The 23,365-nt window shown below is 39.0% G+C and carries 31 protein-coding genes; 16 read left to right on the top strand and 15 right to left on the bottom strand.

The annotated features are described in order from the left end of the window. Positions 1-2: 2 nt before the first annotated feature. Together LQ227_RS23080 and LQ227_RS23075 are read right to left on the bottom strand one after the other, a co-directional pair. Positions 3-815, bottom strand: a complete 813-nt coding sequence (locus LQ227_RS23080) for an endonuclease/exonuclease/phosphatase family protein (RefSeq protein WP_230145243.1) — start codon at positions 813-815, stop codon at positions 3-5. A gap of 53 nt (positions 816-868) precedes the next feature. Then, positions 869-1,066 (bottom strand): hypothetical protein, encoded by a 198-nt coding sequence (locus LQ227_RS23075; RefSeq protein ID WP_230145242.1) that lies wholly within the window; start codon positions 1,064-1,066, stop codon positions 869-871. Positions 1,067-1,341: 275 nt separating this feature from the next. Between LQ227_RS23075 and LQ227_RS23070 the strand changes: the two genes are divergently transcribed. After that, entirely contained in the window at positions 1,342-2,313 is a 972-nt protein-coding gene (locus LQ227_RS23070; protein ID WP_230145241.1) for a Gfo/Idh/MocA family protein, read from the top strand. A 149-nt stretch (positions 2,314-2,462) separates the two neighbouring features. On the opposite strand, the gene LQ227_RS23065 is transcribed toward LQ227_RS23070, so the two are convergent. From LQ227_RS23065 to LQ227_RS23040, 6 genes are all read right to left on the bottom strand, one after another. Further along, positions 2,463-3,023, bottom strand: coding sequence for a hypothetical protein (locus LQ227_RS23065; RefSeq protein ID WP_230145240.1), 561 nt, complete (start codon positions 3,021-3,023; stop codon positions 2,463-2,465). A gap of 10 nt (positions 3,024-3,033) precedes the next feature. Further along, positions 3,034-3,528, bottom strand: coding sequence for a hypothetical protein (locus tag LQ227_RS23060; protein ID WP_230151287.1), 495 nt, complete (start codon positions 3,526-3,528; stop codon positions 3,034-3,036). A 465-nt stretch (positions 3,529-3,993) separates the two neighbouring features. Next, complete coding sequence (locus LQ227_RS23055; protein WP_230145238.1) at positions 3,994-4,575, bottom strand: peroxiredoxin family protein; 582 nt, start codon at positions 4,573-4,575, stop codon at positions 3,994-3,996. A 52-nt stretch (positions 4,576-4,627) separates the two neighbouring features. Beyond that, on the bottom strand, positions 4,628-4,891 hold the full coding sequence (locus tag LQ227_RS23050; protein WP_230145237.1) for a hypothetical protein: 264 nt from the start codon (positions 4,889-4,891) through the stop codon (positions 4,628-4,630). Between the two features lie 61 nt (positions 4,892-4,952). Continuing rightward, a complete protein-coding gene (locus LQ227_RS23045; RefSeq protein ID WP_230145236.1) occupies positions 4,953-5,219 on the bottom strand; it encodes a zf-HC2 domain-containing protein in 267 nt (88 codons plus the stop codon). Position 5,220: 1 nt separating this feature from the next. Further along, positions 5,221-5,811 (bottom strand): sigma-70 family RNA polymerase sigma factor, encoded by a 591-nt coding sequence (locus LQ227_RS23040; protein WP_230151285.1) that lies wholly within the window; start codon positions 5,809-5,811, stop codon positions 5,221-5,223. A gap of 130 nt (positions 5,812-5,941) precedes the next feature. Between LQ227_RS23040 and LQ227_RS23035 the strand changes: the two genes are divergently transcribed. The 3 genes from LQ227_RS23035 to LQ227_RS23025 are packed head-to-tail and all read left to right on the top strand — an operon-like array spanning position 5,942 to position 8,262. Next, a complete protein-coding gene (locus LQ227_RS23035; protein WP_230151283.1) occupies positions 5,942-6,715 on the top strand; it encodes a thioredoxin family protein in 774 nt (257 codons plus the stop codon). Between the two features lie 52 nt (positions 6,716-6,767). Beyond that, positions 6,768-7,487, top strand: a complete 720-nt coding sequence (locus LQ227_RS23030; protein WP_230145233.1) for a cytochrome b/b6 domain-containing protein — start codon at positions 6,768-6,770, stop codon at positions 7,485-7,487. Continuing rightward, positions 7,471-8,262: a molybdopterin-dependent oxidoreductase gene (locus LQ227_RS23025; RefSeq protein ID WP_230145232.1), complete on the top strand. Its 792-nt coding sequence runs from the start codon at positions 7,471-7,473 to the stop codon at positions 8,260-8,262. Before LQ227_RS23030 ends, LQ227_RS23025 begins: the two co-directional genes overlap by 17 nt. Before the next feature lie 72 nt (positions 8,263-8,334). Here the strand turns inward: LQ227_RS23025 and msrB are convergent, their stop codons facing one another. Further along, a complete protein-coding gene (gene msrB / locus LQ227_RS23020; RefSeq protein ID WP_230145231.1) occupies positions 8,335-8,832 on the bottom strand; it encodes a peptide-methionine (R)-S-oxide reductase MsrB in 498 nt (165 codons plus the stop codon). 89 nt (positions 8,833-8,921) lie between these two features. Next, positions 8,922-9,104, bottom strand: a complete 183-nt coding sequence (locus LQ227_RS23015; RefSeq protein ID WP_230145230.1) for a twin-arginine translocase TatA/TatE family subunit — start codon at positions 9,102-9,104, stop codon at positions 8,922-8,924. A gap of 157 nt (positions 9,105-9,261) precedes the next feature. On the opposite strand from LQ227_RS23015, the gene LQ227_RS23010 reads away from it, so the two are divergent. From LQ227_RS23010 to moaCB, 11 genes are all read left to right on the top strand, one after another. Further along, the gene (locus LQ227_RS23010) at positions 9,262-9,492 is read left to right on the top strand and encodes a hypothetical protein (RefSeq protein WP_036669980.1); all 231 of its coding nucleotides are present in this window, start codon (positions 9,262-9,264) and stop codon (positions 9,490-9,492) included. A 283-nt stretch (positions 9,493-9,775) separates the two neighbouring features. Continuing rightward, entirely contained in the window at positions 9,776-10,891 is a 1,116-nt protein-coding gene (locus LQ227_RS23005; protein ID WP_230145229.1) for an XdhC family protein, read from the top strand. A gap of 3 nt (positions 10,892-10,894) precedes the next feature. Next, positions 10,895-11,485 carry an NTP transferase domain-containing protein gene (locus tag LQ227_RS23000; protein WP_230145228.1) on the top strand — a complete coding sequence of 197 codons (591 nt, stop codon included), beginning with the start codon at positions 10,895-10,897 and terminating at the stop codon, positions 11,483-11,485. Then, positions 11,482-12,462: a GTP 3',8-cyclase MoaA gene (gene moaA / locus LQ227_RS22995; RefSeq protein WP_230145227.1), complete on the top strand. Its 981-nt coding sequence runs from the start codon at positions 11,482-11,484 to the stop codon at positions 12,460-12,462. The genes LQ227_RS23000 and moaA overlap by 4 nt, the downstream gene beginning before the upstream one ends. 7 nt (positions 12,463-12,469) lie before the next feature. After that, positions 12,470-13,648, top strand: coding sequence for a gephyrin-like molybdotransferase Glp (glp, locus tag LQ227_RS22990; RefSeq protein ID WP_230145226.1), 1,179 nt, complete (start codon positions 12,470-12,472; stop codon positions 13,646-13,648). Between the two features lie 3 nt (positions 13,649-13,651). Continuing rightward, the gene (locus tag LQ227_RS22985; protein WP_230145225.1) at positions 13,652-14,392 is read left to right on the top strand and encodes a sulfite exporter TauE/SafE family protein; all 741 of its coding nucleotides are present in this window, start codon (positions 13,652-13,654) and stop codon (positions 14,390-14,392) included. Between the two features lies 1 nt (position 14,393). Next, entirely contained in the window at positions 14,394-14,891 is a 498-nt protein-coding gene (locus LQ227_RS22980) for a molybdopterin-binding protein (RefSeq protein WP_230145224.1), read from the top strand. A gap of 140 nt (positions 14,892-15,031) precedes the next feature. Further along, positions 15,032-15,265: a MoaD/ThiS family protein gene (locus LQ227_RS22975; RefSeq protein WP_230151281.1), complete on the top strand. Its 234-nt coding sequence runs from the start codon at positions 15,032-15,034 to the stop codon at positions 15,263-15,265. 5 nt (positions 15,266-15,270) lie between these two features. Further along, on the top strand, positions 15,271-16,377 hold the full coding sequence (locus LQ227_RS22970; RefSeq protein WP_230151278.1) for a HesA/MoeB/ThiF family protein: 1,107 nt from the start codon (positions 15,271-15,273) through the stop codon (positions 16,375-16,377). A gap of 1 nt (position 16,378) precedes the next feature. Then, positions 16,379-16,822 (top strand): molybdenum cofactor biosynthesis protein MoaE, encoded by a 444-nt coding sequence (locus LQ227_RS22965; RefSeq protein WP_230145221.1) that lies wholly within the window; start codon positions 16,379-16,381, stop codon positions 16,820-16,822. A gap of 1 nt (position 16,823) precedes the next feature. Then, positions 16,824-17,732 (top strand): bifunctional molybdenum cofactor biosynthesis protein MoaC/MoaB, encoded by a 909-nt coding sequence (gene moaCB / locus LQ227_RS22960; RefSeq protein ID WP_230151276.1) that lies wholly within the window; start codon positions 16,824-16,826, stop codon positions 17,730-17,732. A gap of 238 nt (positions 17,733-17,970) precedes the next feature. Here moaCB and LQ227_RS22955 read toward each other — a convergent pair whose 3' ends face one another. Continuing rightward, positions 17,971-18,189 carry a hypothetical protein gene (locus tag LQ227_RS22955; RefSeq protein WP_230145219.1) on the bottom strand — a complete coding sequence of 73 codons (219 nt, stop codon included), beginning with the start codon at positions 18,187-18,189 and terminating at the stop codon, positions 17,971-17,973. 162 nt (positions 18,190-18,351) lie between these two features. On the opposite strand from LQ227_RS22955, the gene LQ227_RS22950 reads away from it, so the two are divergent. Continuing rightward, positions 18,352-18,693 (top strand): hypothetical protein, encoded by a 342-nt coding sequence (locus tag LQ227_RS22950; protein WP_230145218.1) that lies wholly within the window; start codon positions 18,352-18,354, stop codon positions 18,691-18,693. Between the two features lie 7 nt (positions 18,694-18,700). Here LQ227_RS22950 and LQ227_RS22945 read toward each other — a convergent pair whose 3' ends face one another. The 4 genes from LQ227_RS22945 to LQ227_RS22930 form a co-directional block, all read right to left on the bottom strand. Further along, positions 18,701-19,372: a hypothetical protein gene (locus LQ227_RS22945; protein ID WP_230145217.1), complete on the bottom strand. Its 672-nt coding sequence runs from the start codon at positions 19,370-19,372 to the stop codon at positions 18,701-18,703. A 245-nt stretch (positions 19,373-19,617) separates the two neighbouring features. Beyond that, positions 19,618-19,806 carry a cold-shock protein gene (locus tag LQ227_RS22940; RefSeq protein WP_025142821.1) on the bottom strand — a complete coding sequence of 63 codons (189 nt, stop codon included), beginning with the start codon at positions 19,804-19,806 and terminating at the stop codon, positions 19,618-19,620. Between the two features lie 164 nt (positions 19,807-19,970). Then, positions 19,971-20,261 (bottom strand): hypothetical protein, encoded by a 291-nt coding sequence (locus LQ227_RS22935; protein WP_057933358.1) that lies wholly within the window; start codon positions 20,259-20,261, stop codon positions 19,971-19,973. Positions 20,262-20,624: 363 nt separating this feature from the next. After that, positions 20,625-23,048 (bottom strand): DUF4982 domain-containing protein, encoded by a 2,424-nt coding sequence (locus tag LQ227_RS22930; protein ID WP_230145216.1) that lies wholly within the window; start codon positions 23,046-23,048, stop codon positions 20,625-20,627. Positions 23,049-23,365 lie beyond the last annotated feature (317 nt).

The raw sequence follows: 23,365 nt of genomic DNA, 5'->3' as shown, positions 1-23,365 counted from the left end.
CGCTATTTTTTCAATTCGAGCACTGCAACGATAGGCAAATGATCAGAAGCATAACGCTCAGAAATAACCTCGTGCGAAACAATTTTAAAAGGATTTCCTGTTTTAAAACCAATATGATCAATTGTTTTCCGCGGGTTGATCACAGGAATGGTAAAACCACAATTGCTACATGTTCTGGTGAAATTAGAATCGAATATTTTAATGCTTTCTGAACTTGGATCGGCGTTTAAATCACCTGCAACAATTAACGGCAGGGTTTCTTTTGCTGTTAACCGATTAATCTCCTTAGCTTGAAGTATACGGTTATCTTCCGGGCGTTGTGCATCAAGATGGGTAGAAGCAAAACGGATAAAAACTCCTTTGGCAATTTTGGCAGTTGCAATGGCCAAAACCCTTTGTTCTGCTTTGGCATCATTATTTTTAGGCAACATAAAAGTCTGCTGTGCAGATAAAGGAAAACGTGATAAAATAGCTACGCCGTAGTCACCCCCATCATGGTCTATCGCTTTACCAAAATAAAAATTCATCTTTAATTTGGTGGCCAGCAAAGCGGCCTGGTTAACAGTGCCCGATCTTTTGGTATTCACGTCTACTTCTTGTAAAGCCACAAGATCAGGCTTTTGTTGTGCTATCGCTTTGGCAATGGCATCCACATCAATAAGGCCTTCTTTCTCTTTTGATGGCGGGTTACAATGGTGAAGGTTATAAGACATGATGCGCAGTACGTTACTGTTTGATTCAACTTGTCTGTTGATCTTACGTGAACAAGCGCCCAAAAGGCAAATACTTAGGATTAAAAAAGAGTATAATTTCATATCGGTTAAATCCTTAAGATTAATATCAAAAACTATCTCTTTATCTTGGTAAGTTAGTTTTCATGCGTTCCAGCTTCGCCAGCCAATATCCTTTCCATTTCTATCATCATCTGCTCGGCCAGGCGTTGTTTAGCTTGCAACTTCGACAGGTAAGCATCTGCAAATGTTACTTCCAGTTCATCCATAATAAAGGCATATTTTGCCTTAAGTTCTATAAGATCAATCTGAAGTTTCTTGGAAAGATTTTGCATAATACAAAGCTAAAAAAAGGAAGGCTATATTCCGGATAAAGGTTTTATTTTTCTTTTTAAAAAAATACACTAAATAGACAAAACCGTTAAAACAATCTCCTAATTCTTTCGTTTATAAATTGATTCCGGCGTGGTTTCCGGAATAGTTTGTTTGGTTAGTTGATTAGGGATCACTCCCAAAGTGAATCCCTTTTCTTTTTTACAAAGCTTTCTATCGATTGAGCATGTTTTCCAGGCAATATTTTCTAAATTCAACCTATCAAATCAATTATACAATGGAAGAAATCAGATGGGGCATTATTGGCTGTGGAGATGTGACCGAAGTAAAAAGCGGGCCAGCTTTTAATAAGGTAGCCAATTCTAAATTGGTGGCCGTAATGCGCCGTGATAGTGCCAAAGCAGCAGATTATGCAAAAAGACACCATGTTCCGAAATGGTATGACAATGCCACTCAACTGATTAACGATCCGGAGGTTAATGCCATTTACATTGCTACTCCACCCCTACAGCACGAAGCTTATACCATCGAGGCTTTAAAAGCCGGCAAGCCGGTATATGTAGAAAAACCTATGACTTTAGATGCTAATGCTGCTCAACGCATGACTGATGCTGCTAATCAGCTAAAGATAAAGCTTTGCGTGGCTCATTATCGCCGTGCACAACCCATGTTTTTAAAAGTTAAAGAACTATTGGCAGCACATACCATTGGCGACGTTCGTTTAGTTAGGTTAAAAATGCTCCAGCCGCCTAACCCCGCACTAATTGCCAAAACAGCCGATAATTGGCGGATCAATCCAGCCATTTCTGGTGGTGGTTTATTTCATGACCTGGCGCCACATCAATTAGATCTCATGACTTATTATTTCGGTGCTGTAAAAAATGCCATGGGCCTTGCCATCAGACAACAGGAAAACACTGGGGTTGATGATCTGGTTGCGGGAAATATCCATTTCGAAAAAGGAGTTGTTTTCAGCGGCACCTGGTGTTTCTCTGTTGCCGCACAAGATCAGGCCGATGTTTGCGTAATTTATGGTTCAAAAGGTAACATCAGTTTCCCAATGTTTGGCAATAAAGTCACGGTTACAACTGATCAAACGGAAGAATTTATATTTAAACCTTTGCAACATGTGCAACAACCTATGATTGAAAAAGTAGTTGATTACTTTTTAGGCAAAAGAGAAAACCCATGCAGTGGCGAAGATGCATTGATTACAATGAAGTTAATGGATGATTTTACGCGGAAGTAAGAGTAATTCGACGAAGGATCATTTTAATTGAACCATGTTAGACATAGATGGGTACTTCTTTTTAGTTTATGCGGTAAAAATGGCTCAACGGACAGTTTACACAGATTTTTGTCGATCTTATCTGTTATAATCCTAAAATTACTGAGAAACTAAAATCTACGTATTATGATGCCTATAATTCTATTGTAAAACGATTTCTTACTGTTTTGTGAAGAGGTGGCATCTTTCTTATCTAATAAATGTGGTAAAATCTCCTTGGGTATTCTCCAAAAATCAGGAGGAGGGTTTTCTTTGAAAATAAACAGATAAAGTTTTAATGTTTCCAAATACCAATCCTGATGTTTATTGTATTCCACAATCCCCCCCACATTGGGATAATGATGTAAATTCCGGCCCAAAACCAACGGGCAGAATTTTTCCCAGTACTCTACCGTATACAACAGGTGCATATGCCATACCTTATCAACCACAATAGAAGGCGATGCCCCGTTCTGCGATATGCAGCAGAGATACACAAAACGCTTATACTCTGCTATCGCCAGCAAAGTAAACCGTCTTGTCCAGCCCTCGGTAACTGCTAATTTCCGTGAAAAAGGGATTGCAAAATCTTCATTATCCGGCGAATAGTTATAAATCCGTTGCCATAAAGGATCGTCTGCGTAATTTACACCTCTTTCATCAGGTAATATCGTTATATATTCAGGTTTCATCATGAATTATTTAGCAGCCACAAGAAACTGAAGATTCATAGATATAAACGGTTTTGGGATAATAATACCGGTTAAGCAACTGGCAGAAATCGTCGAACGTTTCCTGTAGGTCGGTGTCTAATAAATTTAATGTAAAATCCAATGCAGGTGTGGCACCAACAGAAACCGAAAGTTCACGGTTAACAATCTGTATATCGGCTATAACTTTCCATTGGATAAGAGTGGTATGTTCATGGTAATGAATTCCTTCTTCACATACCGTTAATAGCACTGTGTTTTCTTCACGCTTTGCCCAATAACCCACTACTCTTACAGTTACTAATATAAAAGTGAGTACCGCAGAAACATAAAGGGAGATAGATAAGGCCTCTTTTTCTTCCGAAAAAAAGGAAACAAGGGCTATAATGATAAATGTAAACAAAAACATGCTGGCCATAAATGAACAACTGCCAGGGTCCCAAGCCTTTTTATACAAAATCATTTCATCTCTTACCATAAGCTTCAAAATCTGAAGATAAGAAAATAACAGATAAAATTTACGCTTCAGTTTTCGTACCTCAACCTGCAAGGTAACGCTCAATTGTCATTAAGTTATGCCATTCGGCACAAGCAAAAATAATTTAGCCACAGATAGAAAAGATGCACACAGATATGAAAATCTGTGTTTAGCTGTGCTAATCTGTGGTTAAAACTGTTAACTTAACGATATCGGGGTAATGCTTCACCCGCGGCTTAATCGCTAAAATTGTATTTCATTTTTGGGGTTGCAAGGCGCAAAACACTGTCTATAAACCTGATTGTCGGGGAAAGCTCCCGATTCTTCATCGGGACTTGTACCAAAAGCAGGACTGCAGCGCGCTAAGCGTTACTGCCCTTCCATTTCCAAGCAAAATGGACATGACCGATCGATCATCTAAATTTTATTTAAAATGTCACCTCGCAACAATAAAAAAATTATACTATACTTTACCTAAAGTTTCGAAAGTAAAAGTTTTACAGAAGCTCTTTTTTGATAGTTGGGATCGAAATGAACATATTTAATTTTCCCTGAACGATCGATGATATAGGTAGCAGGAACCGGTAAGGTATGTCGGGTATTGCCATTGTTGTCTTCTAAATTTATACCATAACCCTTGTATTTCGTAAAAGTAGCTTCGTCCATCATAAAGTTAACGTTGTAGGCTTTCATAATCTCATCATCTTTATCCTGAAGGATAGAAAAACCAGCACTGGTTTTTTTGATGGTTTTATCGATATTTTCTTTGGTTTCAGGCGTAACACCGATTACATAAGCATCTTTTCCACTTAATAAACTTAAAGAATCTTGCAGCTCTTTAATGTGTTTATTACAATAAGGACACCATTGGCCGCGATAAAAAAACAACACTACAGAACGGTGGGCTTTAAGCGCACTTTTCAAACTCACGGTTTTACCGTTTTGATCCATTCCGCTAAACATAGGTGCTTTATCACCTTCTTTTAAACCTTTTTGTGCCTTTACCTGAAAGGATAATGTAGCAATTAAGCCAACAAATAGTATAATTCTTTTCATTTTATATTTATTTAACAAAAGGCAGGAAAAGCGAGTTCCCTGCCTATTTTTTTTACATTTTACTTTTCGACATTTTTTCTTTAGCCATTTTAGATTTTTCCATTTTGGCTTTTTTCATCGAATCGGTTTTCATTTTATCCATCTTGTTTTTCTCCATTTTGTCCATTTTTTTCTTCTCCATTTTGTCTTGTTTCATTTTAGACATCTTTTCTTGTAATGGACTGTTAACCGAAGCAAAACTTGGTAACGAAAGGCTAGCCACAACTAAAGTGGCCATAAACAATTTTCCTGCTGATCTTAAAATTTGATTTTTCATGTTTTTTATGCGTTTTGTTTATCCCTTAGTCGAAGTAATAACCATAACCTTACAAGAAAAATCAATTTTTATTGATTTCTTTTTCAATCTTTTCTGTTAATGTTTTTTTAAAGGCCTCATCAAGTTTAAAATCAGCATTTCCAAACCCTACAAATACCTTGTTAATTAATATACTCTGCTGTTGATAAATTTTGCATACCGAACAGCCTGCCAAATGTACATGCAATTGTAACGTTTCGGCAGCTGTAATTTTTCCAGCAATTCTTTTTTCGATCAAAAAAGTTGCTTGCCTACAGTTATAGATTATATTTTTTAGCGCGCTCGTCATATCAGTTCCAGTTTTTTTGAAGGCAGGCCCTCAGGTTAAGTTTTGTGCGGTGCATAATTACCCAGAAATTTGCCGCTGTGAGTTTAAGTTCGGTACAGATCAGTTCCGAAGCCAGATCGTCCATATGTTTCATCGAGAATACCGAAAACCATAATCCGGGAAGTTTAGCCAAACATTCATTTAATATGCTCCCCAGCTCTTTCATCATCAAAGGATTGTCTACCTCCAAACCAAATGCTCTCGGGTAGTCTTTTTCAGTCCAATGCCCTGTTTCTGCATCAAAAAAATCCTGTCGTTCATCTTCTATACCTACTGCCTTTAAATTAATGGCAGATCGTTTTCGGTAAAAATCGGCAATCTTGTTTTTAAGGATGGCTGTTAACCATGTTTTTTCCTCACTATTACCCTCAAAACGGTTTAAATGCTGCAATCCTGCCAAAAAGGTATCCTGCACCAGATCTTTGGCCACATCTTCATCTCTTAATCTCGACATCGCAAATCCATAAAGGTAATCGGCATATTTTTCTACCCAGCTAATTGGATCTGAGTGAAGACTTTTGGTTGTAAGGCCTTTGTCCGTTTCGTTTTGCATTTTTTACGTATCTTATATAAATATAGTGCTTAAATGCTTAGTCGCGAGAAAAGAAACTTCCTTACATATTTTTTTATTTTTTTTTGTAAGGGTTGTGCATCGAAAACGACTAAGCCTAAAATTGATGACCATGATCACAAAAATAGCATTACCTCTTTTGGTGATAAGCCTCCTCAGTGTTGCTTTTATTGCAGGTAATAAAACCACACCAAAACCTCAAGCCAAAACAGGTTTTGCAGTTGTAGAACTTTTTACTTCAGAAGGCTGTTCGAGCTGTCCTCCTGCCGATGCATTATTGGCTGAGATCGAAAAAGAAACTCAAAACAAGCCTGTATACTTATTGGCCTTTCACGTAGATTATTGGAACAGGCTGGGCTGGAAAGATAGCTTTAGCAATTCAAAATTTTCTTCCCGACAAAACCAATATGCCGATTGGCTTAACCTTAAAACCGTTTACACACCGCAGGTTGTGGTAAATGGAAGTAAAGAATTTATAGGTTCGGAAGAAAACATTCTTCGTAATAGCATTAAAACGGCACTTGCCAAACCATCCACCGGAAATTTAGCTATTTCAACCAGCAAAACAGACAATGGTAACCTCATGCTAAATTATAACTCAGATCTGCCAACCGACGGTTATTCACTAGCTGTGGCTTTCGTAATTGCAAAAGCAAGTAATCAGGTTTTAAAAGGCGAAAATAAAGGCAAGACTTTAAGCCATGTGCAGATCATAACTCAGTTCGAAACTTTTGCACTGGGAGGAAAAACCAATGGAACTGTAAATGTACAAATGGAGACAGTGAACGGAAAGCGGCCGACAGCGCTGATTGCCTTTTTACAAAACAATAAAACGGGTAAGATAACCGCGGCAACAAGTTTAAGAAACCTGTTAGCTTTGAATTAAGTCGTAAATCCGAGCGATAATCGTCTGCGTTTATATCATAAACAGCCTCAGCATGAAAGTAATTAAAGAAAAACATTCGCTCTTAATGCGATGGACACATTGGGTTAATTTCCCGGTTTTGGCCGTGATGATTTGGAGTGGGCTTTTTATTTATTGGGCCAATGATGCATATGGCATTTCAATATTTGGCTTCAGCTTCATTAAATTTTTCCCTGAATGGTTTTACGATTATTTCCACATTTCAGGCCGACTAGCCGAAGGAATGGCATTTCACTTTCTTTTTATGTGGTTCTTTTTCATTAACGGCTTGCTCTACATTCTTTACACTGTTTTCTCTGGAGCCTGGCGCGAGCTATTACCCAACAAACACTCTTTTAAAGAAGCCTGGCTGGTGCTACTGCACGACTTTCATATCCGTAAAACTATCCCACCGCAAAAGAAATACAATGCTGCACAGCGCATAGTCTATACCGCGATTATATTTATGGGTATTGGTTCTGTAGCAACAGGCCTGGCCATTTATAAACCTGTACAATTTTACTGGCTCTGTTGGCTATGTGGCGGTTATCATTTCGCCAGGATTCTCCACTTTGCTTTAACCATTGGATATGTCTTATTCTTTTTGATCCACATTATTCAGGTAGTGATTGCCGGATGGAATAATTTCAGGGCTGTAGTGGCCGGATTTGAAGTGGTAGAAGAACAAGTCAAGTTTAACCCCGAGCCCCTAATACCTCAAAAACCCGAAGATAAAGATGAAAACAAACCATAAAAAGAAGATTAAGGCTCCATTAACGGTTGAGCAGAAAATCAAGAGACGAACCTTTATTTCGTTTGGGGCATTCGTGGCACTTGGAGGTAGTGCTGCCGCGGGCTGGAATTGGCTTTTAAATGCTCCCGAAGAAACACCGGGCATTACTGGGGGTACCCGTGCTCCTTTACGCAGAGCGCTGAATAAAACAGAACTCTTTTTCCGCAACCTCTTCAGCAATAAACATTTGGTTAAAACTTATCCGATAATGGAAGCTGCAAAAACGCCGAGGGTAAACAGCCTGATTGGTATTGAAGATGATGAAGATTTTGATGTTAGCCGCTGGAAACTCGTCGTAAAACTTAAAAACCTAAAAGATCAACATATCAGCATAGAAGCACTAAAAGCATTACCTAAAACAGAAATTGTTTACGATTTTAAATGTGTAGAGGGTTGGGACGAAATCCAACACTGGGCAGGCGTAAAACTAAGCGACTTTTTATCATATTTTAAGCTCGAGGAAGAAGCTAAAAAACAATATTTGGGCTTAGAAACGCCCAATGGAGCGTATTATGTAGGCCTGGAAAGAGAAAGTATCCTGCATCCACAAACACTACTGGCTTATGAAATGAATGGTAAACCGATCAGCATTGAGCATGGGGCGCCCTTAAGGCTGATTGTGCCCGTTAAGTATGGCATTAAAAACCTGAAAAGAATCGGAACCATGTCTTTTAGCGATAAGAGACCCAGAGATTACTGGGCAGAACAGGGTTACGATTACTATTCAGGTTTATAAACTGATCTTCACTTTAAATTTTGACGGTTTTTAGTTGTTCATCAGGATGACTAGATATACTCCTATTGCAGCTTATTTCGTAGGAATAAACTTCAACGCATAAGAATTCATGCAATATCTTTTACCTGTTGGTTCAGGTCCATCATCAAATACATGCCCCAAATGTAAACCTGTGCTGGCTTCAACAACTTCATCCCTCACCATACCATCTGATTTATCGGTTACAATTTTAATCGTTTTCGGATCTATCGGATTAAAAAAACTCGGCCATCCTGTTCCCGAATCAAATTTTGTATCCGACGAAAATAAAGGTTTGCCTGTAGCGGCACTTACATAAATCCCTTTTTGATGGTTGTTCCAATAAGGGTTTTTATATGGCGTTTCCGTTCCACCGTTTACCATAATTTCGTAGGCATCTACAGAAAGTACTTTTTTCCAGTCTGCTGCCGGCTTTGCTTCCGGATATAAACTGGTCTTATTTTCCATTTTTGCGCCCATTGGCTTGCCCTGGCTACAGGCATTCAATGCAAGCGCCATGAGCGGTATCATCAATAATTTTAACTTTTTCATATTACATTAGTCGTATGGCAAGAACAATCCTTACAAATGGGTTAAACTAAAGCCAAATACCGGCAAAATCAGAAATATGATCTGCTTAGCTATGCTTCTTTTGATACTTTAGGTTTTTCCTCTTCTTGCCCGGCCTTAAATTCTTTTATGCCTTTTCCTAATCCTTTCATTAACTCAGGGATTTTTTTTCCGCCGAACAGTAATAATAGCGCAACTCCAACAATGATCATTTCAGGGCCTCCCAGCAAGGCAGCGATGGTTGTATTCAACATTTCGTTTTTTGTTTTAGTGATATTTACACATACGCATAAAGCGTAGGACTGGTTCTCAATTTCAAATTTAAAACCCCGTCAAAAAAAAACACTCCGATTTAAAGTAATTTCTAAAGTTGTACGTCTACAGTTCCAACAAACCTAAAAACTTTTCTATATGATAGCCGTTTTCAAAACAAATGTATCCACGGATAACGAGTTAAACGTAATCAGCCCATTGCTGAACAGCCAGTTCAAAGAAATTAAATGGAATATCGATTTATGGGATTCTGATAAAATCCTCAGGGTAGATTCGCCAAGAGATTGGACAAAAGAAATCACCGAACTCTTTAACAGTATTGGTTTGCGCTGTATTAACCTCGAAATTTTTCATTCCGAGCCTTTTTAAGCCTGGATATCACATTCTAGTGGTGTCAGATATTACTATCTGACACTGAATCTCTTTCTCAAAGATAATAAGCATTGGAGTTGCTATTGCAATTCCACATTGGAATTTACTTTATCAGTCAGATGGTAACATCTGACTGCACAAATGACTGCCCAAATTAGAATCAAAAAATCCAGGCTTTTTATTCGTAATACTTCTTTAAAAGGTATATCTTCCCTTTGCTTTGGCTATTTGTAATAGATTATCATTAAATTGCATCATCTATTTATTGCATCAATCCCTAATGAAAGAAATTACCGATATCATAAAGGCATATCAAAAAGCAACGAAGGAAAAGAAAAAAACAGCCCTTGCTACGGTAGTTAAGGTAGAGGGTTCTTCTTACCGCAGACCTGGTGCAAGAATGTTGATTACTGAAGATGGCCAGTTAACAGGCGCCATTAGTGGCGGTTGTTTAGAAGGCGATGCGTTGCGAAAAGCACTTTCAGCAATTGTACAGCAAGAAAACAAATTAATTACTTACGACACCACAGATGAAGATGATGCCAAATTTGGCGTTCAACTGGGCTGCAATGGCATCGTACATATTTTGTTCGAACCCATTATAGAAGCAGATGAGCTAAATCCCATTGCCATTTTAACCGCATTGCAAAGCAAAAGGGAAAATGCAGTTTTAGCAATACTTTTTTCCCTAACAGATAAGCTGCAGTTGGGTACAAGTATGCTTTTTAGAAATGAACCTATTCTATCTAAAATCCCCGAAGCGATCTTCAATGAGACAATTAAAGATATCCTTGAAGTTTCTGAATATAAGACCACGGCAATTAAAGCTTATAATTTTAACAACCAACAGATTGATGCCTTTCTCGAGTTTATCCAACCCCCAATTTCATTGATTATAGCAGGCGCAGGCAATGATGCACAGCCTTTAGCCGAAATGGCTTACCTTTTAGGCTGGGAAGTAACTGTGATAGATGGAAGACCTACACATGCTACGCCACAACGTTTTGCAAATGCAACCAAGGTTTTGGTAAGCAAACCCGAAAATGTGTTAGCTCAAATTCAGATAGATGAACAAACGGCTTTTGTATTGATGACCCATAATTACAATTACGACCTCGAACTACTTAAGTATCTATTGGGCACAAATGCTCCCTATATCGGCACACTTGGACCAAAGAAAAAACTAGTTAGGATGTTAGATGAACTGGATTTGGCAACGCCAGCAAACCAAACACGTGTGCATGGTCCGGTTGGATTGGATATTGGCGCAGAAACTGCAGAAGAAATCGCCATTTCCATCCTAGCCGAGATTAAATCTGTTTTTACAGGTGCTTCGGCCATGTTTTTAAAAGAGAAGAAAAAACCGATCCATGTTTACGAATTAAAAAACAATTAAGCATTGAAAACGGGCATTATCATATTGGCAGCAGGTAGTTCTTCACGTTTGGGAAGACCAAAACAGCTTTTGGATTACAAAGGGAAAACGCTCTTGCAAACCATAATAAATGAAGCTTTAGAAACAAGTTGCAGACCCGTTATCACTGTTTTAGGTGCAAACGCTAAAGAAATAGCCAGCCAGCATCAGCATGATCAGGTTAATTTCGTTATCAATGAAAGTTGGGAAAATGGAATGGCATCGAGCATTGTAGCCGGGCTTTCAGCTATAATCAGAAATAATAGCGAAATTGAAAGTATCATTATTGCTGTAGCCGACCAGGCTTTTATAAAAATGAGTAACTTTAATAACTTAATCGAAAAGCAGAAAGAAACAGGTAAAAATATAATTGCCAGCACCTATTCCGAAACGATAGGAACTCCTGTCCTCTTCAAAAAAGATTATTTTGAAGCACTTTTATCGCTCACAGGAGCAGAAGGAGCAAAAAAGATACTCAAACAATATCCTCAGGATGTAGAAACAGTTGTTTTTGAACATGGAGAAATTGATATTGATACAGAAACAGATTATAACAATTTAATTAGCCAGCAATGATAGCAGATTCTTTTGGAAGAATACACGATTACCTGCGGATATCGCTTACCGATAACTGCAATTTTCGCTGCTTTTATTGCATGCCAGAGGAAGAATACGACTTCACCCCTGCCTCCCGGCTTATGCAAACCGACGAAATTATTAAGCTGGCAGAAATTTTTGTGGCCAATGGCGTAAAAAAAATCAGGCTTACAGGTGGTGAACCCTTGGTGCGAAAAGATGCAGCCCAAATTATTGCTGCATTAGGCAAACTTCCGGTTGAGCTCGTGATTACGACAAACGGAACCCGCATTGCCGAAATGTTGCCTGTATTAAAAGAAGCAGGTATTAAAACCATTAATATTAGTCTGGATACATTACAGCCTGAGAAGTTCTTTATGATTACCCGAAGGGATGTTTTCCATCAGGTACGCAGTAATATCGAACTGCTTTTGCAGCATAAAATCAAGGTAAAAGTAAATATGGTGGTGATGAAAGGGCTTAATGATAACGAAATCAATGATTTCATCAGCTGGACTAAACACAATCCCATCCAGATCCGATTTATTGAGTTCATGCCCTTTAGCGGTAACAAATGGACGAGCAATAAGATGTTTTCTTTAGATGAAATCCTATCCGTGGTTGAAAAAGATTTCACCGTATTACCTGTTAAAGGAGAACCGCATGATACGGCTAAAAGTTTCATGATCCCCGGTCACGAAGGCTCGTTTGCCATTATCAGCACCATGACCAATCCTTTTTGCGATACCTGTAACCGCATGCGCTTAACTGCAGATGGCAAACTCAAAAACTGCCTTTTTTCGGATAGTGAAACCGATCTGCTTACGGCATTGCGGAAAAACGAAGATGTGCTTCCACTAATCCAATCGGCCATTTGGAGCAAAAAGAAAGCATTAGGTGGACAGTTGGTAAGCGATTTCGAAAAAATTGACGCTACTACCATTCAAAACAGAAGTATGATTACCATTGGAGGATAAAATTTTCATGATTAGCGTTAAAGAAGCAAAAGACCTCATTTCTAAACACATCATAACACTCAATCCCATTTCAATCGATTTGGCAAAGGCATCAGGACACATTCTTGCAGCGGATGTTTATGCTAAATACGATATTCCTGCATTTAGCCAGTCATCGATGGATGGTTATGCCATCAAATTCGAAGATCACGAACAAGAACTCTCCTTAATTGGCGAAATGGCCGCAGGAACGGCAACCACCATGAGCATCCAAAACGGCGAAACCAGCAGGATATTTACAGGTGCCCCTTTACCAGGAGGAGCTGATACTGTGGTAATGCAAGAAAAAATCACACGCAGAGAAGGAAAAATCACCTTACAGGATCCAAATTTAAAGCTTGGCTTAAACGTACGGGATAAAGGTTCAGAAATTATGGCCGGAGCATTGGCAATGGAAAAAGAGAGCCTGCTCAGTCCTGCCGCTATTGGCTTTCTGGCCGGGATTGGTATTAACAAAGTTAGCGTTTATCCCATGCCAAAGATTTCGATTATTGTAACAGGGAAAGAATTACAACAACCAGGAAAAACACTCGAATTTGGACAGGTGTACGAATCGAATTCCTATTCGCTTTCTGCAGCTTTAAAACATGAAGGCATTGAGCAAATTGCCGTTTACGAAGCTGATGATGATCTGGAAATCCTTAAAAACGTATTGCAAAATGCAATAGAAAACAGCGATGTTGTGCTGCTAACCGGAGGTGTAAGTGTGGGTGATTATGATTTTGTTATCGAAGCCGCTGCACATTGTGGCATCAAACAGATTTTTCATAAGGTAAAGCAGAAACCTGGCAAACCTTTGTTTTTTGGCACAAAAGATCAAAAATTAATATTCGGACTTCCGGGTAACCCATCATCTGTACTCAGCTGCTACTATAATTACGTATTGCCATCCATCAAATCCTTATCGCATAAAAGCAATAGTGTACTTGAAGTTCAGGCAAAACTTACCCATTCCTATTCCAAAGCTGCAGGGCTTACACATTTCCTGAAGGGCAAATATGAAAATGGGCTGGTTACCCCGCTCAGTGCGCAGGAATCGTATCGATTAAGCTCATTTGCGCAGGCCAACTGCCTGATCTGCCTTAATGAAACACAAGAACAATTAAAAAAAGGCGACATCCTAACCGTAATGATTTTACCAAACTAAACCATGCAAGAAAGTTTTATCCTCTTTTACTGTTTGCTTTTTATTGTAGCCTTTTTATACGCCTCTGTTGGGCATGGTGGCGCAAGCGGTTACCTCGCATTAATGGCCATTTTTGCCGTTTCACCGGCCATTATGAAACCTACAGCACTATTGCTCAATCTTTTTGTTTCCTCCACTTCATTTATCCAATTTTACCGTGGCGGTCATTTTAAGTGGAAAACCTTTTGGCCTTTTGCGCTTGCCTCTATTCCGCTCTCTTTTGTGGGGGGGATGATAGTAATCGAAAGTTCTATTTATAAAAAGATTTTGGGTGTGCTGTTACTCCTCCCGGTCATCCGTTTTTTCTTCTTTAAAAATACCGATCCAAAAGATTTCAAACCATCGAACATTCCGCTATCGCTTGCCATTGGCGGTATTATCGGCTTACTTTCGGGCATGATCGGTATTGGTGGAGGCATTATCCTTTCTCCTATCCTATTGCTTTTAAAGTGGACAGATCAAAAACAGACTGCGGCCATCAGCGCAGCATTCATCTTTGTTAATTCGGTTGCTGGTTTAGGCGGCCAACTCATTAAAGGCTTCGAATTTAACAGCCATATGCTCGCTTATGTTTGCGTAGCTTTCGTGGGTGGCATTTGTGGCGCTTATTTTGGCGCTTTAAAATTCCCGCAAACCGTTTTAAAGAATGTTCTGGCCTGTGTATTGGCGCTGGCCGCTTATAAATTACTATTTACACATGCATAATATGAAATACCTTATCATCGGCTTGTTATTTTTAAGTTTTGCTGTAAATGCACAGGAGAGCAAGCAATTTGTAGTCGAAGGAAAGGTTAAGGCTCCATTAACAGTTACTTTAGACAATTTAAGTGCTTATAAATCCGTTAGTTTGGATAGTATGACAATTTTTAACCACTTGATGCAGCGTAAAAGCAGCATTAAAAACATTAAAGGTGTGCTTTTGAAAGATATTTTGGCCAAGGTAGAAATAGATGCCAGCGTTCCAAAAAAATTAAGTGAATATTACCTGGTTTTTACTGCAACCGATAATTATAAGGTGGTGTACTCGTGGAATGAAATCTTTAATTCGCCTACGGGAAATCAAGTGCTGGTTTTAACCGGTTACGATATCAATCCTGCCAAGGCTGAAAAGGGAAATATCGCCATTATTACACCAAGCGATTTCGCAACAGGAAGAAGATTTATAAAAGGATTGAGTAAAATCAGCATCTTACAGGTAAATTAGCAGCATGAAACCATCATGAGCAAACACTCACAACGATAATAAACCGAGCCTGCGAGCGCTTGAACACAAAAATCAAATAGAAAACTTGTGAAAAATATGCTCATGATAGCTTCATCACCGATAAAAACAAAAATATACAGATGAAAATCGAATTGATCAGTTTTGGCAAGATTTCCGAGTTTATTAACAATCAAAATATTGAGATTGATGGCATTGCTGATACCGATACGTTTAAACAGTATCTAGAAAATCAGTTTCCTGCTTTAAAAAGCATGAAATATAAACTTGCCCTGAACAAAAATATCGTTCAGGAAAATACCGAAATCACCAACAATGCTATAATAGCCATAATGCCACCTTTTTCTGGCGGATAAACGATATGAGTGCAGAACGATACAACAGGCAGATTATCCTTAAAGGATTTGGAGAGGAGGCACAACAGCAGCTTTTAAGGGCAAAAGTACTTGTAATTGGTGCTGGTGGCTTGGGTTGTCCTGCGCTGCAATACCTCGCTGCTGCCGGCATTGGCCATATTGGTCTAGTTGATGACGATACCATTTCATTATCCAATTTACATAGACAGATTCTTTTTACAACGGCTGATATCGGGAAACTGAAAGTAGAGGTTGCAGCAAAGCGCTTGCAGGAGATGAATACGCAGATCGGGATTATCCGCCACCCCATCCGCTTGCAGAAAAATAATATTCTCGATATTCTATCCAGATACGATTACATATTGGATGGTACAGACAATTTTGAATCCAGGTACCTGATTAACGATGCCTGTGCACTTTTGAACAAACCGCTTATATTTGCTGCAGTTTCAGGTTTTGAGGGCCAGTTAGCCGTATTTAACACCCCCGATCATTTAACACCCAGCACCAATTACCGAGATCTTTTCCCCATTCCACCCGATAAAGGAGAAGTGGCCAATTGTGCCGAAAATGGCGTTCTAGGTGTATTGCCAGGCATATTGGGTACTATGGCAGCCGCAGAAACCATTAAATTGATTGCCAAAATCGGGCAGCCGCTCACCAATAAAATTTTAAGTTACAACTTACTTACACAAGAACAATATACCATCAAAATCAGTCACGGAGGCGGTTATACCCTTCCCAAAACTGTTGATGAATTTTTAAATATGGATTATCAGGATACGAGCGAAGGGCCACAGGGATATACAGAAATTGATGCCAGCGAACTGGTTAAACTTCAGCAGTTAGAATCGACAATTTTAATCGACGTACGCGAAAGGCACGAAGTACCCATACTGGATAAACAGATCTTTACGCAGGTACCAATGTCAGAATTTGGCGCCTTTATGAGTAAAGAATTTTATCAAAAACATGTGGTTCTGATTTGCCAGCACGGCATCAGAAGTGTAGCCGCAGCAGAGGCCATGCAGGAAAAATATGGCGATGCAAAAAAAATATACAGTTTAAAAGGTGGTATCGTAAAATGGAGAGATCATTTTCTCAAACCCTAACATGAGCGAAAAAAAAATAAAAAACATATTTGTAAATGGCCCAATTGAACCTGCTTTTATAGCCGACAGTATTGCCAAACACAATAGCAAAACAGCTATTGGAGGCCATAGTATTTTTATGGGCCAGGTGAGAAAAGATGAAATTGAAGGCAAATTTGTTGCAGCGATAGCATATACCGCATACGAAGACCTCGCCCTCGAAAAAATGCACCAGATCAGGGAAGAAATCTTCGAAAAATACCCACTCAATTGCATGCATATTTATCATAGTTTGGGAACAGTTAAAACAGGCGAAATCTGCCTTTTTGTTTTCACCTCATCGGCACACCGTAAACCGGCAATGGCGGCCTGTACTGAAGTTGTAGACCGGTTAAAAGCAGAATTACCGATCTGGGGAAAAGAAATATTCGAAGACGAAACCCACCAGTGGAAAGAAAATATCTAATATGGTAAATATCACAAAAAAATCCAACACCTTAAGGATTGCCATTGCAACCGCTACTGTAAGGGTATCGAAGCAAGAAACCATTGATGCTGTTGAGCAACGCAAAATCCCCAAAGGCGATGTATTTGAATTTGCCCGTGCAGCAGGTTTATTCGGCGTAAAAAAAACCAGTGACGTAATTCCCGATTGTCACCCGCTTCCAATTGAATACACGGCCATTACCTACGAAATTGTGGGTTTAACCATCATGATTACAGTAGAAGTACATACCATTTATAAAACAGGTGTAGAAGTCGAAGCCATGCATGGTGCTTCGGTTACGGCTTTAACCATGTACGATATGTTAAAACCGATTGATAAAGGTGTTGAAATAGAAAACATCAGGCTATTAAAAAAATCGGGAGGAAAATCGGATCTAAAAAATGCCAAATTCCCTGAACTAAAAGCGGCAGTTGTAGTTTGTTCAGACTCTGTTTTCGAAAACAAAGCACAGGATAGCGCTGGTAAAGCGATTATTTCGAGATTAGCCCAATGGGACATCAGTGCCGGGAAGTATGAAATCGTACCTGATGAAATCAATATCATTCGGGATAAAGCCAGCGAATTAAGCAAAGGCGGCTACGATTTAATCATTTTTACCGGAGGAACCGGCCTATCCCCCCGCGATGTAACTCCAGAGGCGATTGCTCCTTTAATTGAACGCAATATCGATGGGATTATGGAAACTGCGAGACGCTACGGACAGGAGCGCATGCCTTATGCCATGCTTTCGCGTGGCGTAGCGGGTTTTATCGGAGAAACATTGGTACTTACCTTCCCTGGCTCAAAAAGTGCTGTAGAAGAAAGTATGGATGCCTTATTTCCTCAGGTTTTGCATTTATTTAAGGTAATTAAAGGCGAGAAACATTAGTTAGGATAAATCGTCAAAGTAGGTTGTAAACCACCGGCTTTAGGATTAGTCAAATCTTTCGCTGTGTCAGTCTGAGCCTGTCAAAGACCTTCAATTTTTGTCAAATCAAAAAATGATTATCCTTCGACAGGCTACCATTGGCGTTATTGCAATTGCTTACCAATAAGATATTAGCGACACTATACATTCCCACCCAGCTAGGCCACAGCACCGTATCCCCGTTCTACTTTAATCCGGCCTAACAAATTTTTCGGATTCCGCAGACCCAGCCACACCACTGACCTCTAAAGAAAAATTTTAAGCCGGCATTTTTTGTTTTTTCATGGGCTTTTATGTTTTTAACGGCATTCAAGCTAGCTACGCTGGTCTTTTTGATGCCAAAAAGAAAGAGCCTTTCGGCGGCGGTGAGCCGAGGCAAGAATGAGCCGCTGGGCAAAAAAGGATATGCTTCATTCATATTGATTTTTATACAATAAATTATCCCTCAGGATGACATCTCTTTTTTAACATATAGGCTGTATACGACTTTCAAAACAAAACCTTTGCCTACATCAACAAATATTAAATCTAAACAGCAAAATGTTTTTTGTGATAAAAAATTAAGTCCTATTTTTGCGGCATGTCGTCTAAATATAAGATTTTATACTTTTTCCAAAATTCTGATACTGCTATTCTAGAAATTCAACGTCTTGGTCTGCCCGACAATGCAGATGCAGAAGCGACCTACCACTGGCTTTACTTTGATAAAATTACAGGCTCATTGATTAAATTATGGTTCAGGTCGATGGATTCTTCTACCGAAATTGAAGAACGTTATTTTGAGCAGGGTTATCTTAAATTCAATAAAACAGAGGCTACATATATTGAAAAACACAATTCTTCGCAACAAAAACTCAATAACATGGGCAATAGACCTATTGGAGATGAAATAAGTGCTTTATTAGAAAATTACCTGAAATAATTAGGATTTAGGCCACCTCTGGCAGTTCTGATTCTAAACCTACTTTACTTAAAGGATAACGAGAGGCGTGGAAATCTTGTAGCGACTTACAAAAACCAGGATACCATTCTTGTTTTTGCATACTTTCTAAAAGTTGTGCACAGGAGAGCACATCCGCATCAGCCTGATGCAGCGCATGGGCAACAAAATTAACCACATCCCAAATGCCTTCCATCATAAAAAACCTAAATGTAGATAGGATTGCAGACCACTGTACTTTTTTGGCTTGTAGCAAAAAGAACCGTGAAACAGGACTACATAAACGTTTAAAGGCCATATAATCCTCTTCAGCACCTGATAAGTTTAAAAGGCCATCCTTATAAGGGAGATTTACAATTTCTGCAGCAATTTTATCACGGCCATGGAAATAAACACTTCCTGCACAGATGGAAGATATCGATATCAGGGATAAATGATCGTAAATTTCGGGATGCATTTTCAACTTTCCATTCCGTACAAATACCAGTCCGCCCTTTTTAGTTGCTCCAACCTTTGTATTCATGGCCGATAAACTTAAGAGCTCAAATTCGCCCGCAAAGTTAAGTGCTGTTACAAACTGTGCTGCAGCCATAAAAGTACCCCGATCAAGAGGTTTGTTGTTTATAACAGGTTCCTGAATTGAAAAAATAGAAAGTTGCAAAAATATTTAATTTGTTTGGTTCCGGCCGACAAGATCGACATTAGCAAAAATAAAAATCCAATTCAGAAAACAGCTATAGCGATAACGTCTAAAGCAGCTCAGATCGGTAATCAGCTAGAAATGAGCAGGAAATTTTTTCAACCTTTTTGTTCAGTAAATGATGTACCCGGTTTCGATGGCGTAATAAAATATAAGGACAAAAAAAAGCAGGACTAAATCCTGCTCAAAATCTTTTGGGGAAAGAATTAAACAACTCTTACTTTCACTGCATTAAGGCCTTTTTTGCCTTCTTGAACTTCGTATTCAACTGTATCATTCTCTCTGATTTCGTCAATCAGGCCTGATGCATGCACAAAAATCTCAGATCCGCTCTCTTCTTTAATAAAGCCAAAGCCTTTTTCTGAGTTAAAAAATTTTACTGTTCCGTTTTTCATTATACTGGATGTTTTTAAATTAAAAACCAAAAATAGGATTAAAACCCAAAAACCAAAATTACTGGCAAACAAAATTGCTAATTGTGCACAAAAAGATTTACAACTGTAAAGATTACGGCTGCCATTTTACAGTCTGAGGTATTAACCACGAGTGTTTACGGGCATTAAAAAGATTTTCCTTGTGTAATGGAAGAATACCAATTAATAGGATGCGACCTTAAGTTCATGCCATCACTCTCAATATGATACAAGATAATGGGCATACTGAAATCGACAAAACGTTCTACCTGTCTGGAAAGTTTACCGAGAAAATCCATGCTCGATATGCCTTCCTTTAAATGAACATAAATTACACTGCCTGTTTTAAACTCAAAGCGTTCTACCACTCCTGGCCACTCTGCTTTTATCCTGGTGAGGAAAGCTTTGATTTTGGTTTCTTCTTTTAGATTTTCCATAAGCTTATCAGGTTTTTTAATATATGCTAATTTAAAAAATTATTCCAAATAAGATTAATTGTAACAGGACCTATACAATTATAGATGTAATTACTGTTGAGGCTAAATGCAATGAAGAATCTTTAATTAATTGCTAAATTCTCCTCCCCTTTATCGTCATTCCCCTGCAGACGGAAACCTAATACTACTTACCAACCAAACACCTTGTCAAAGCATTAAGATCCCCAATCAAGTTGGAATGACAATATATTCTCCTAATTCGTCATTCCCGCGCAGGCGGGAATCTTAATGCCACTCACCAACCTTGTCAAAGCATTAAGATTCCCAGTCCGGCTGGGAATGACGCCACCAATTAACTCCTGATTACTTAGCCGAAACGATTTCTATATTTCCATTTTCTAGTCCTTTACCTTTAACATTTAATTGTATCGTCCCACCTTTCTTGTTTGATTGTACCACTACCACCAGTTTTCCGCTGAATAATTTCATAGTTGGTTTTACAAACGATTCCAAAGAAGTAGCATCGCCATTACAAACCGCTTTAAATGTCCCCGCTCCTTTTACTTCAAAGTTTAAAGCATTGGTGGCTGTTGGACAAGGTATACCGTTTTGGTCAACTACCGATACGGTTACAAAAGACAGATCTTTTCCGTCGGCCGTAATCTCTTTTCTATCCGGTGTTAACACAATTTTATAAGGTTTACCCGCTGTAGTTACCTTTTCTTCAGCTACAGGTTTTCCATTGCTGTCAAAAGCTACAACCTTTAAGGTTCCTGGTTCGTATTTTACATCCATCCACATCAACCTGTAGCGGTTCTGTGGTGTTGATTTATCTTTTTTACGTACCCCCAAACTTTTACCATTCAAGAAAAGTTCGGCACTATCATAACTGGTGTAAACAAAAACCGGCGTAGTTTGACCTTCTCTTCCTTCCCAGTTCCAATGTGGCAGTAAATGTAAGGTTGGCGCAGCTTTATTCCAACGGCTTCTGTAGAGGTAATAACGGTCTTTGGGTAAACCTGCCAGATCAGAAATCCCAAAATAAGAACTTCTTGATGGCCAGCTGCTATCATAAGGGGTTGGTTCGCCGAGGTAATCGAAACCTGTCCAAACAAATTCTCCAATTACCCATGGTTTATCGTCCTGCATTACAAAGTCATCGTCAGGTACATTAGACCAGCTACAATATTCAAGATCATAAGAAGAAGACTGAAAATCAGGATATTGTTTATCAAATCCTTTTGCAACCGGAAATTTATATATCCCCCGGGAGCTTACCGTTGATGCTGTTTCAGACCCAAGGATAAAACCCTGCGGAAAAACCTTATTGGCTTCTTCGTAAAGATGTACCCGATAATTTAAGCCTGGAATATCCATTAATGCACCAAAACCCGATTGCATGGTTGCCTTCACCTGATCCATCCCTACGGTAACAGGACGTGTAGGATCTTCGCGGTGGAAAATTTCCTGAAGCCATTTAGCCCTTTTAACACCTTCGGCACCAAACTGATCGGGTACTTCGTTTCCTGAGCTCCACATCACAATACAAGGGTGATTTTTATTGGCCTGTACCAGATTTACAATATCCTTTTCGGCATCGGTATTAAAATATAAATGGTAACCATTTTCTACCTTGGCCTTCGCCCATTCATCGAAACTTTCGGCAAGAAACATGAATCCCATTTCATCGCATAACTCCAACTGTTCGGGTGATGGCATGTTGTGCGAGCTCCTGATGGCATCGCAGCCCATTTCTTTCAAAATCGTTAATTGTCTTCTTAAAGCCGCTGTATTGATAGCAGCCCCAAGCGGGCCAAGATCGTGGTGCAGGCAAACGCCTTTAAATTTTCTTACCTGGCCGTTCAGGCTAAATCCTATACCTGCACTAAAATTGATCGTTCTTATCCCAAATCTTGTTTTCACTACATCTTTCAATACCCCACCCTCATATACGCTCGATACCGAAGTATATAAATAAGGCCTTTCGGGGCTCCAAAGTTTGGGATTGCTGATTTCTATATTTTGATCGGTTTCATTTCCAAAGATCGATTTCGCTGTATCAATTGCCACCTGCTTACCTAAGCTATCTAAAATCTGCGTAACCAAACGAACACCTTTATCTGTTAATTTGGTTTTGATATTCACTTTGGCAAATTCTTTCTTTACTATTGGGGTCGTTACTGTGATCCCCCATTGTTCGATGCTTTTTTCAGCTTTGATGATTAAATGCACATTCCGGTATAAACCTGCTCCAGGGTACCAACGAGAAGATTTCGGCATATTTTTAAGATGGATAGCCAATAAATTACCGGTCGTTTTTAAGTCGTTAGTAATGTCGATATAAAAGTAATTGTAGCCATAATTCCATTGTGCAACCTGTTTCCCGTTCAGGTACACACGAGGTTCGCTCATGGCGCCATCTATCTGAAGCAACACTTTCTGGTTTGGTTTAAGCGCTGGGAGATTCAGTTTTTTCCGGTACCAGCCTTCTCCAATATAAGGTAAGGCTCCTGTTCTGCCCGTTTTTTCAGTGGCCTTGCTTTCGCCGTTCTGAGTGATGGCGGTTACCTGTTTGTCTATTTCCTTATCAAAAGGTCCGCTAATGGCCCAATCGTGCGGAACAGAAACATTTTCCCAGCGGGTATCATTAAAAGTGACTTCGGCAGCATTCGGGAAATTTCCTTTTGAGAATTTCCAGCCTTCATCTAAGAGGATTTCGGTTCTTTGCGCAGCAGCATTTAAATAAAAAATACCCACTAAAAAAAGTGGTAATAATATTTTTTTCATCAGAGATTATTTAGGATAAATTCGACAGCAATATAACTTCTTTTTAAGTTAACACCATATCAAATTATTCCCAGCTTTCAGTTGTTTTAAATTGATTGCAGCTTTGCAGAACTAAGTAAGGATGCCGAAGTAGAATATCAGCAATATCTTTTGGATTGTCATTTTCAGAACAAGACTATTAAAGTAAAAAAGCCCTTCAATCCTGAGAGGGCTTTTTCATAGTCGTCTATCCCTATAAGTAGGAAGTTCAAAACTAATTAATGCCTTTAATATTTTTAGGGGTTGAATAAACTGAACAGAAAAATTTTTCATGTTAA

It is taken from the genome of Pedobacter sp. Bi27, assembly GCF_918698255.1.
Lineage (GTDB): Bacteria > Bacteroidota > Bacteroidia > Sphingobacteriales > Sphingobacteriaceae > Pedobacter.
The sequence above is the reverse complement of the archived record's forward strand: the minus strand, read 5'-3'. Positions and strand labels throughout refer to the sequence as shown.

What these genes read in the sequence shown, in the direction of transcription:
- LQ227_RS23065 (WP_230145240.1), bottom strand. Translation starts at nt 3,023, where the DNA reads ATGAAACCTGAATATATAACGATATTACCTGATGAAAGAGGTGTAAAT.
- LQ227_RS23010 (WP_036669980.1), top strand. Translation starts at nt 9,262, where the DNA reads ATGATAGCCGTTTTCAAAACAAATGTATCCACGGATAACGAGTTAAAC.
- glp (WP_230145226.1), top strand. Translation starts at nt 12,470, where the DNA reads ATGATTAGCGTTAAAGAAGCAAAAGACCTCATTTCTAAACACATCATA.
- LQ227_RS23075 (WP_230145242.1), bottom strand. Translation starts at nt 1,066, where the DNA reads ATGCAAAATCTTTCCAAGAAACTTCAGATTGATCTTATAGAACTTAAG.
- LQ227_RS22980 (WP_230145224.1), top strand. Translation starts at nt 14,394, where the DNA reads ATGAAATACCTTATCATCGGCTTGTTATTTTTAAGTTTTGCTGTAAAT.
- LQ227_RS22965 (WP_230145221.1), top strand. Translation starts at nt 16,379, where the DNA reads ATGAGCGAAAAAAAAATAAAAAACATATTTGTAAATGGCCCAATTGAA.
- LQ227_RS23055 (WP_230145238.1), bottom strand. Translation starts at nt 4,575, where the DNA reads ATGAAAAGAATTATACTATTTGTTGGCTTAATTGCTACATTATCCTTT.
- LQ227_RS23045 (WP_230145236.1), bottom strand. Translation starts at nt 5,219, where the DNA reads ATGACGAGCGCGCTAAAAAATATAATCTATAACTGTAGGCAAGCAACT.
- LQ227_RS23030 (WP_230145233.1), top strand. Translation starts at nt 6,768, where the DNA reads ATGAAAGTAATTAAAGAAAAACATTCGCTCTTAATGCGATGGACACAT.
- LQ227_RS23040 (WP_230151285.1), bottom strand. Translation starts at nt 5,811, where the DNA reads ATGCAAAACGAAACGGACAAAGGCCTTACAACCAAAAGTCTTCACTCA.
- LQ227_RS22950 (WP_230145218.1), top strand. Translation starts at nt 18,352, where the DNA reads ATGTCGTCTAAATATAAGATTTTATACTTTTTCCAAAATTCTGATACT.
- LQ227_RS23050 (WP_230145237.1), bottom strand. Translation starts at nt 4,891, where the DNA reads ATGAAAAATCAAATTTTAAGATCAGCAGGAAAATTGTTTATGGCCACT.
- LQ227_RS23070 (WP_230145241.1), top strand. Translation starts at nt 1,342, where the DNA reads ATGGAAGAAATCAGATGGGGCATTATTGGCTGTGGAGATGTGACCGAA.
- LQ227_RS22970 (WP_230151278.1), top strand. Translation starts at nt 15,271, where the DNA reads ATGAGTGCAGAACGATACAACAGGCAGATTATCCTTAAAGGATTTGGA.
- LQ227_RS22935 (WP_057933358.1), bottom strand. Translation starts at nt 20,261, where the DNA reads ATGGAAAATCTAAAAGAAGAAACCAAAATCAAAGCTTTCCTCACCAGG.
- LQ227_RS23025 (WP_230145232.1), top strand. Translation starts at nt 7,471, where the DNA reads ATGAAAACAAACCATAAAAAGAAGATTAAGGCTCCATTAACGGTTGAG.
- LQ227_RS23015 (WP_230145230.1), bottom strand. Translation starts at nt 9,104, where the DNA reads ATGTTGAATACAACCATCGCTGCCTTGCTGGGAGGCCCTGAAATGATC.
- LQ227_RS23035 (WP_230151283.1), top strand. Translation starts at nt 5,942, where the DNA reads ATGATCACAAAAATAGCATTACCTCTTTTGGTGATAAGCCTCCTCAGT.
- LQ227_RS23005 (WP_230145229.1), top strand. Translation starts at nt 9,776, where the DNA reads ATGAAAGAAATTACCGATATCATAAAGGCATATCAAAAAGCAACGAAG.
- msrB (WP_230145231.1), bottom strand. Translation starts at nt 8,832, where the DNA reads ATGAAAAAGTTAAAATTATTGATGATACCGCTCATGGCGCTTGCATTG.
- LQ227_RS22930 (WP_230145216.1), bottom strand. Translation starts at nt 23,048, where the DNA reads ATGAAAAAAATATTATTACCACTTTTTTTAGTGGGTATTTTTTATTTA.
- moaA (WP_230145227.1), top strand. Translation starts at nt 11,482, where the DNA reads ATGATAGCAGATTCTTTTGGAAGAATACACGATTACCTGCGGATATCG.
- LQ227_RS22985 (WP_230145225.1), top strand. Translation starts at nt 13,652, where the DNA reads ATGCAAGAAAGTTTTATCCTCTTTTACTGTTTGCTTTTTATTGTAGCC.
- LQ227_RS23080 (WP_230145243.1), bottom strand. Translation starts at nt 815, where the DNA reads ATGAAATTATACTCTTTTTTAATCCTAAGTATTTGCCTTTTGGGCGCT.
- LQ227_RS22975 (WP_230151281.1), top strand. Translation starts at nt 15,032, where the DNA reads ATGAAAATCGAATTGATCAGTTTTGGCAAGATTTCCGAGTTTATTAAC.
- LQ227_RS22955 (WP_230145219.1), bottom strand. Translation starts at nt 18,189, where the DNA reads ATGAATGAAGCATATCCTTTTTTGCCCAGCGGCTCATTCTTGCCTCGG.
- moaCB (WP_230151276.1), top strand. Translation starts at nt 16,824, where the DNA reads ATGGTAAATATCACAAAAAAATCCAACACCTTAAGGATTGCCATTGCA.
- LQ227_RS22940 (WP_025142821.1), bottom strand. Translation starts at nt 19,806, where the DNA reads ATGAAAAACGGAACAGTAAAATTTTTTAACTCAGAAAAAGGCTTTGGC.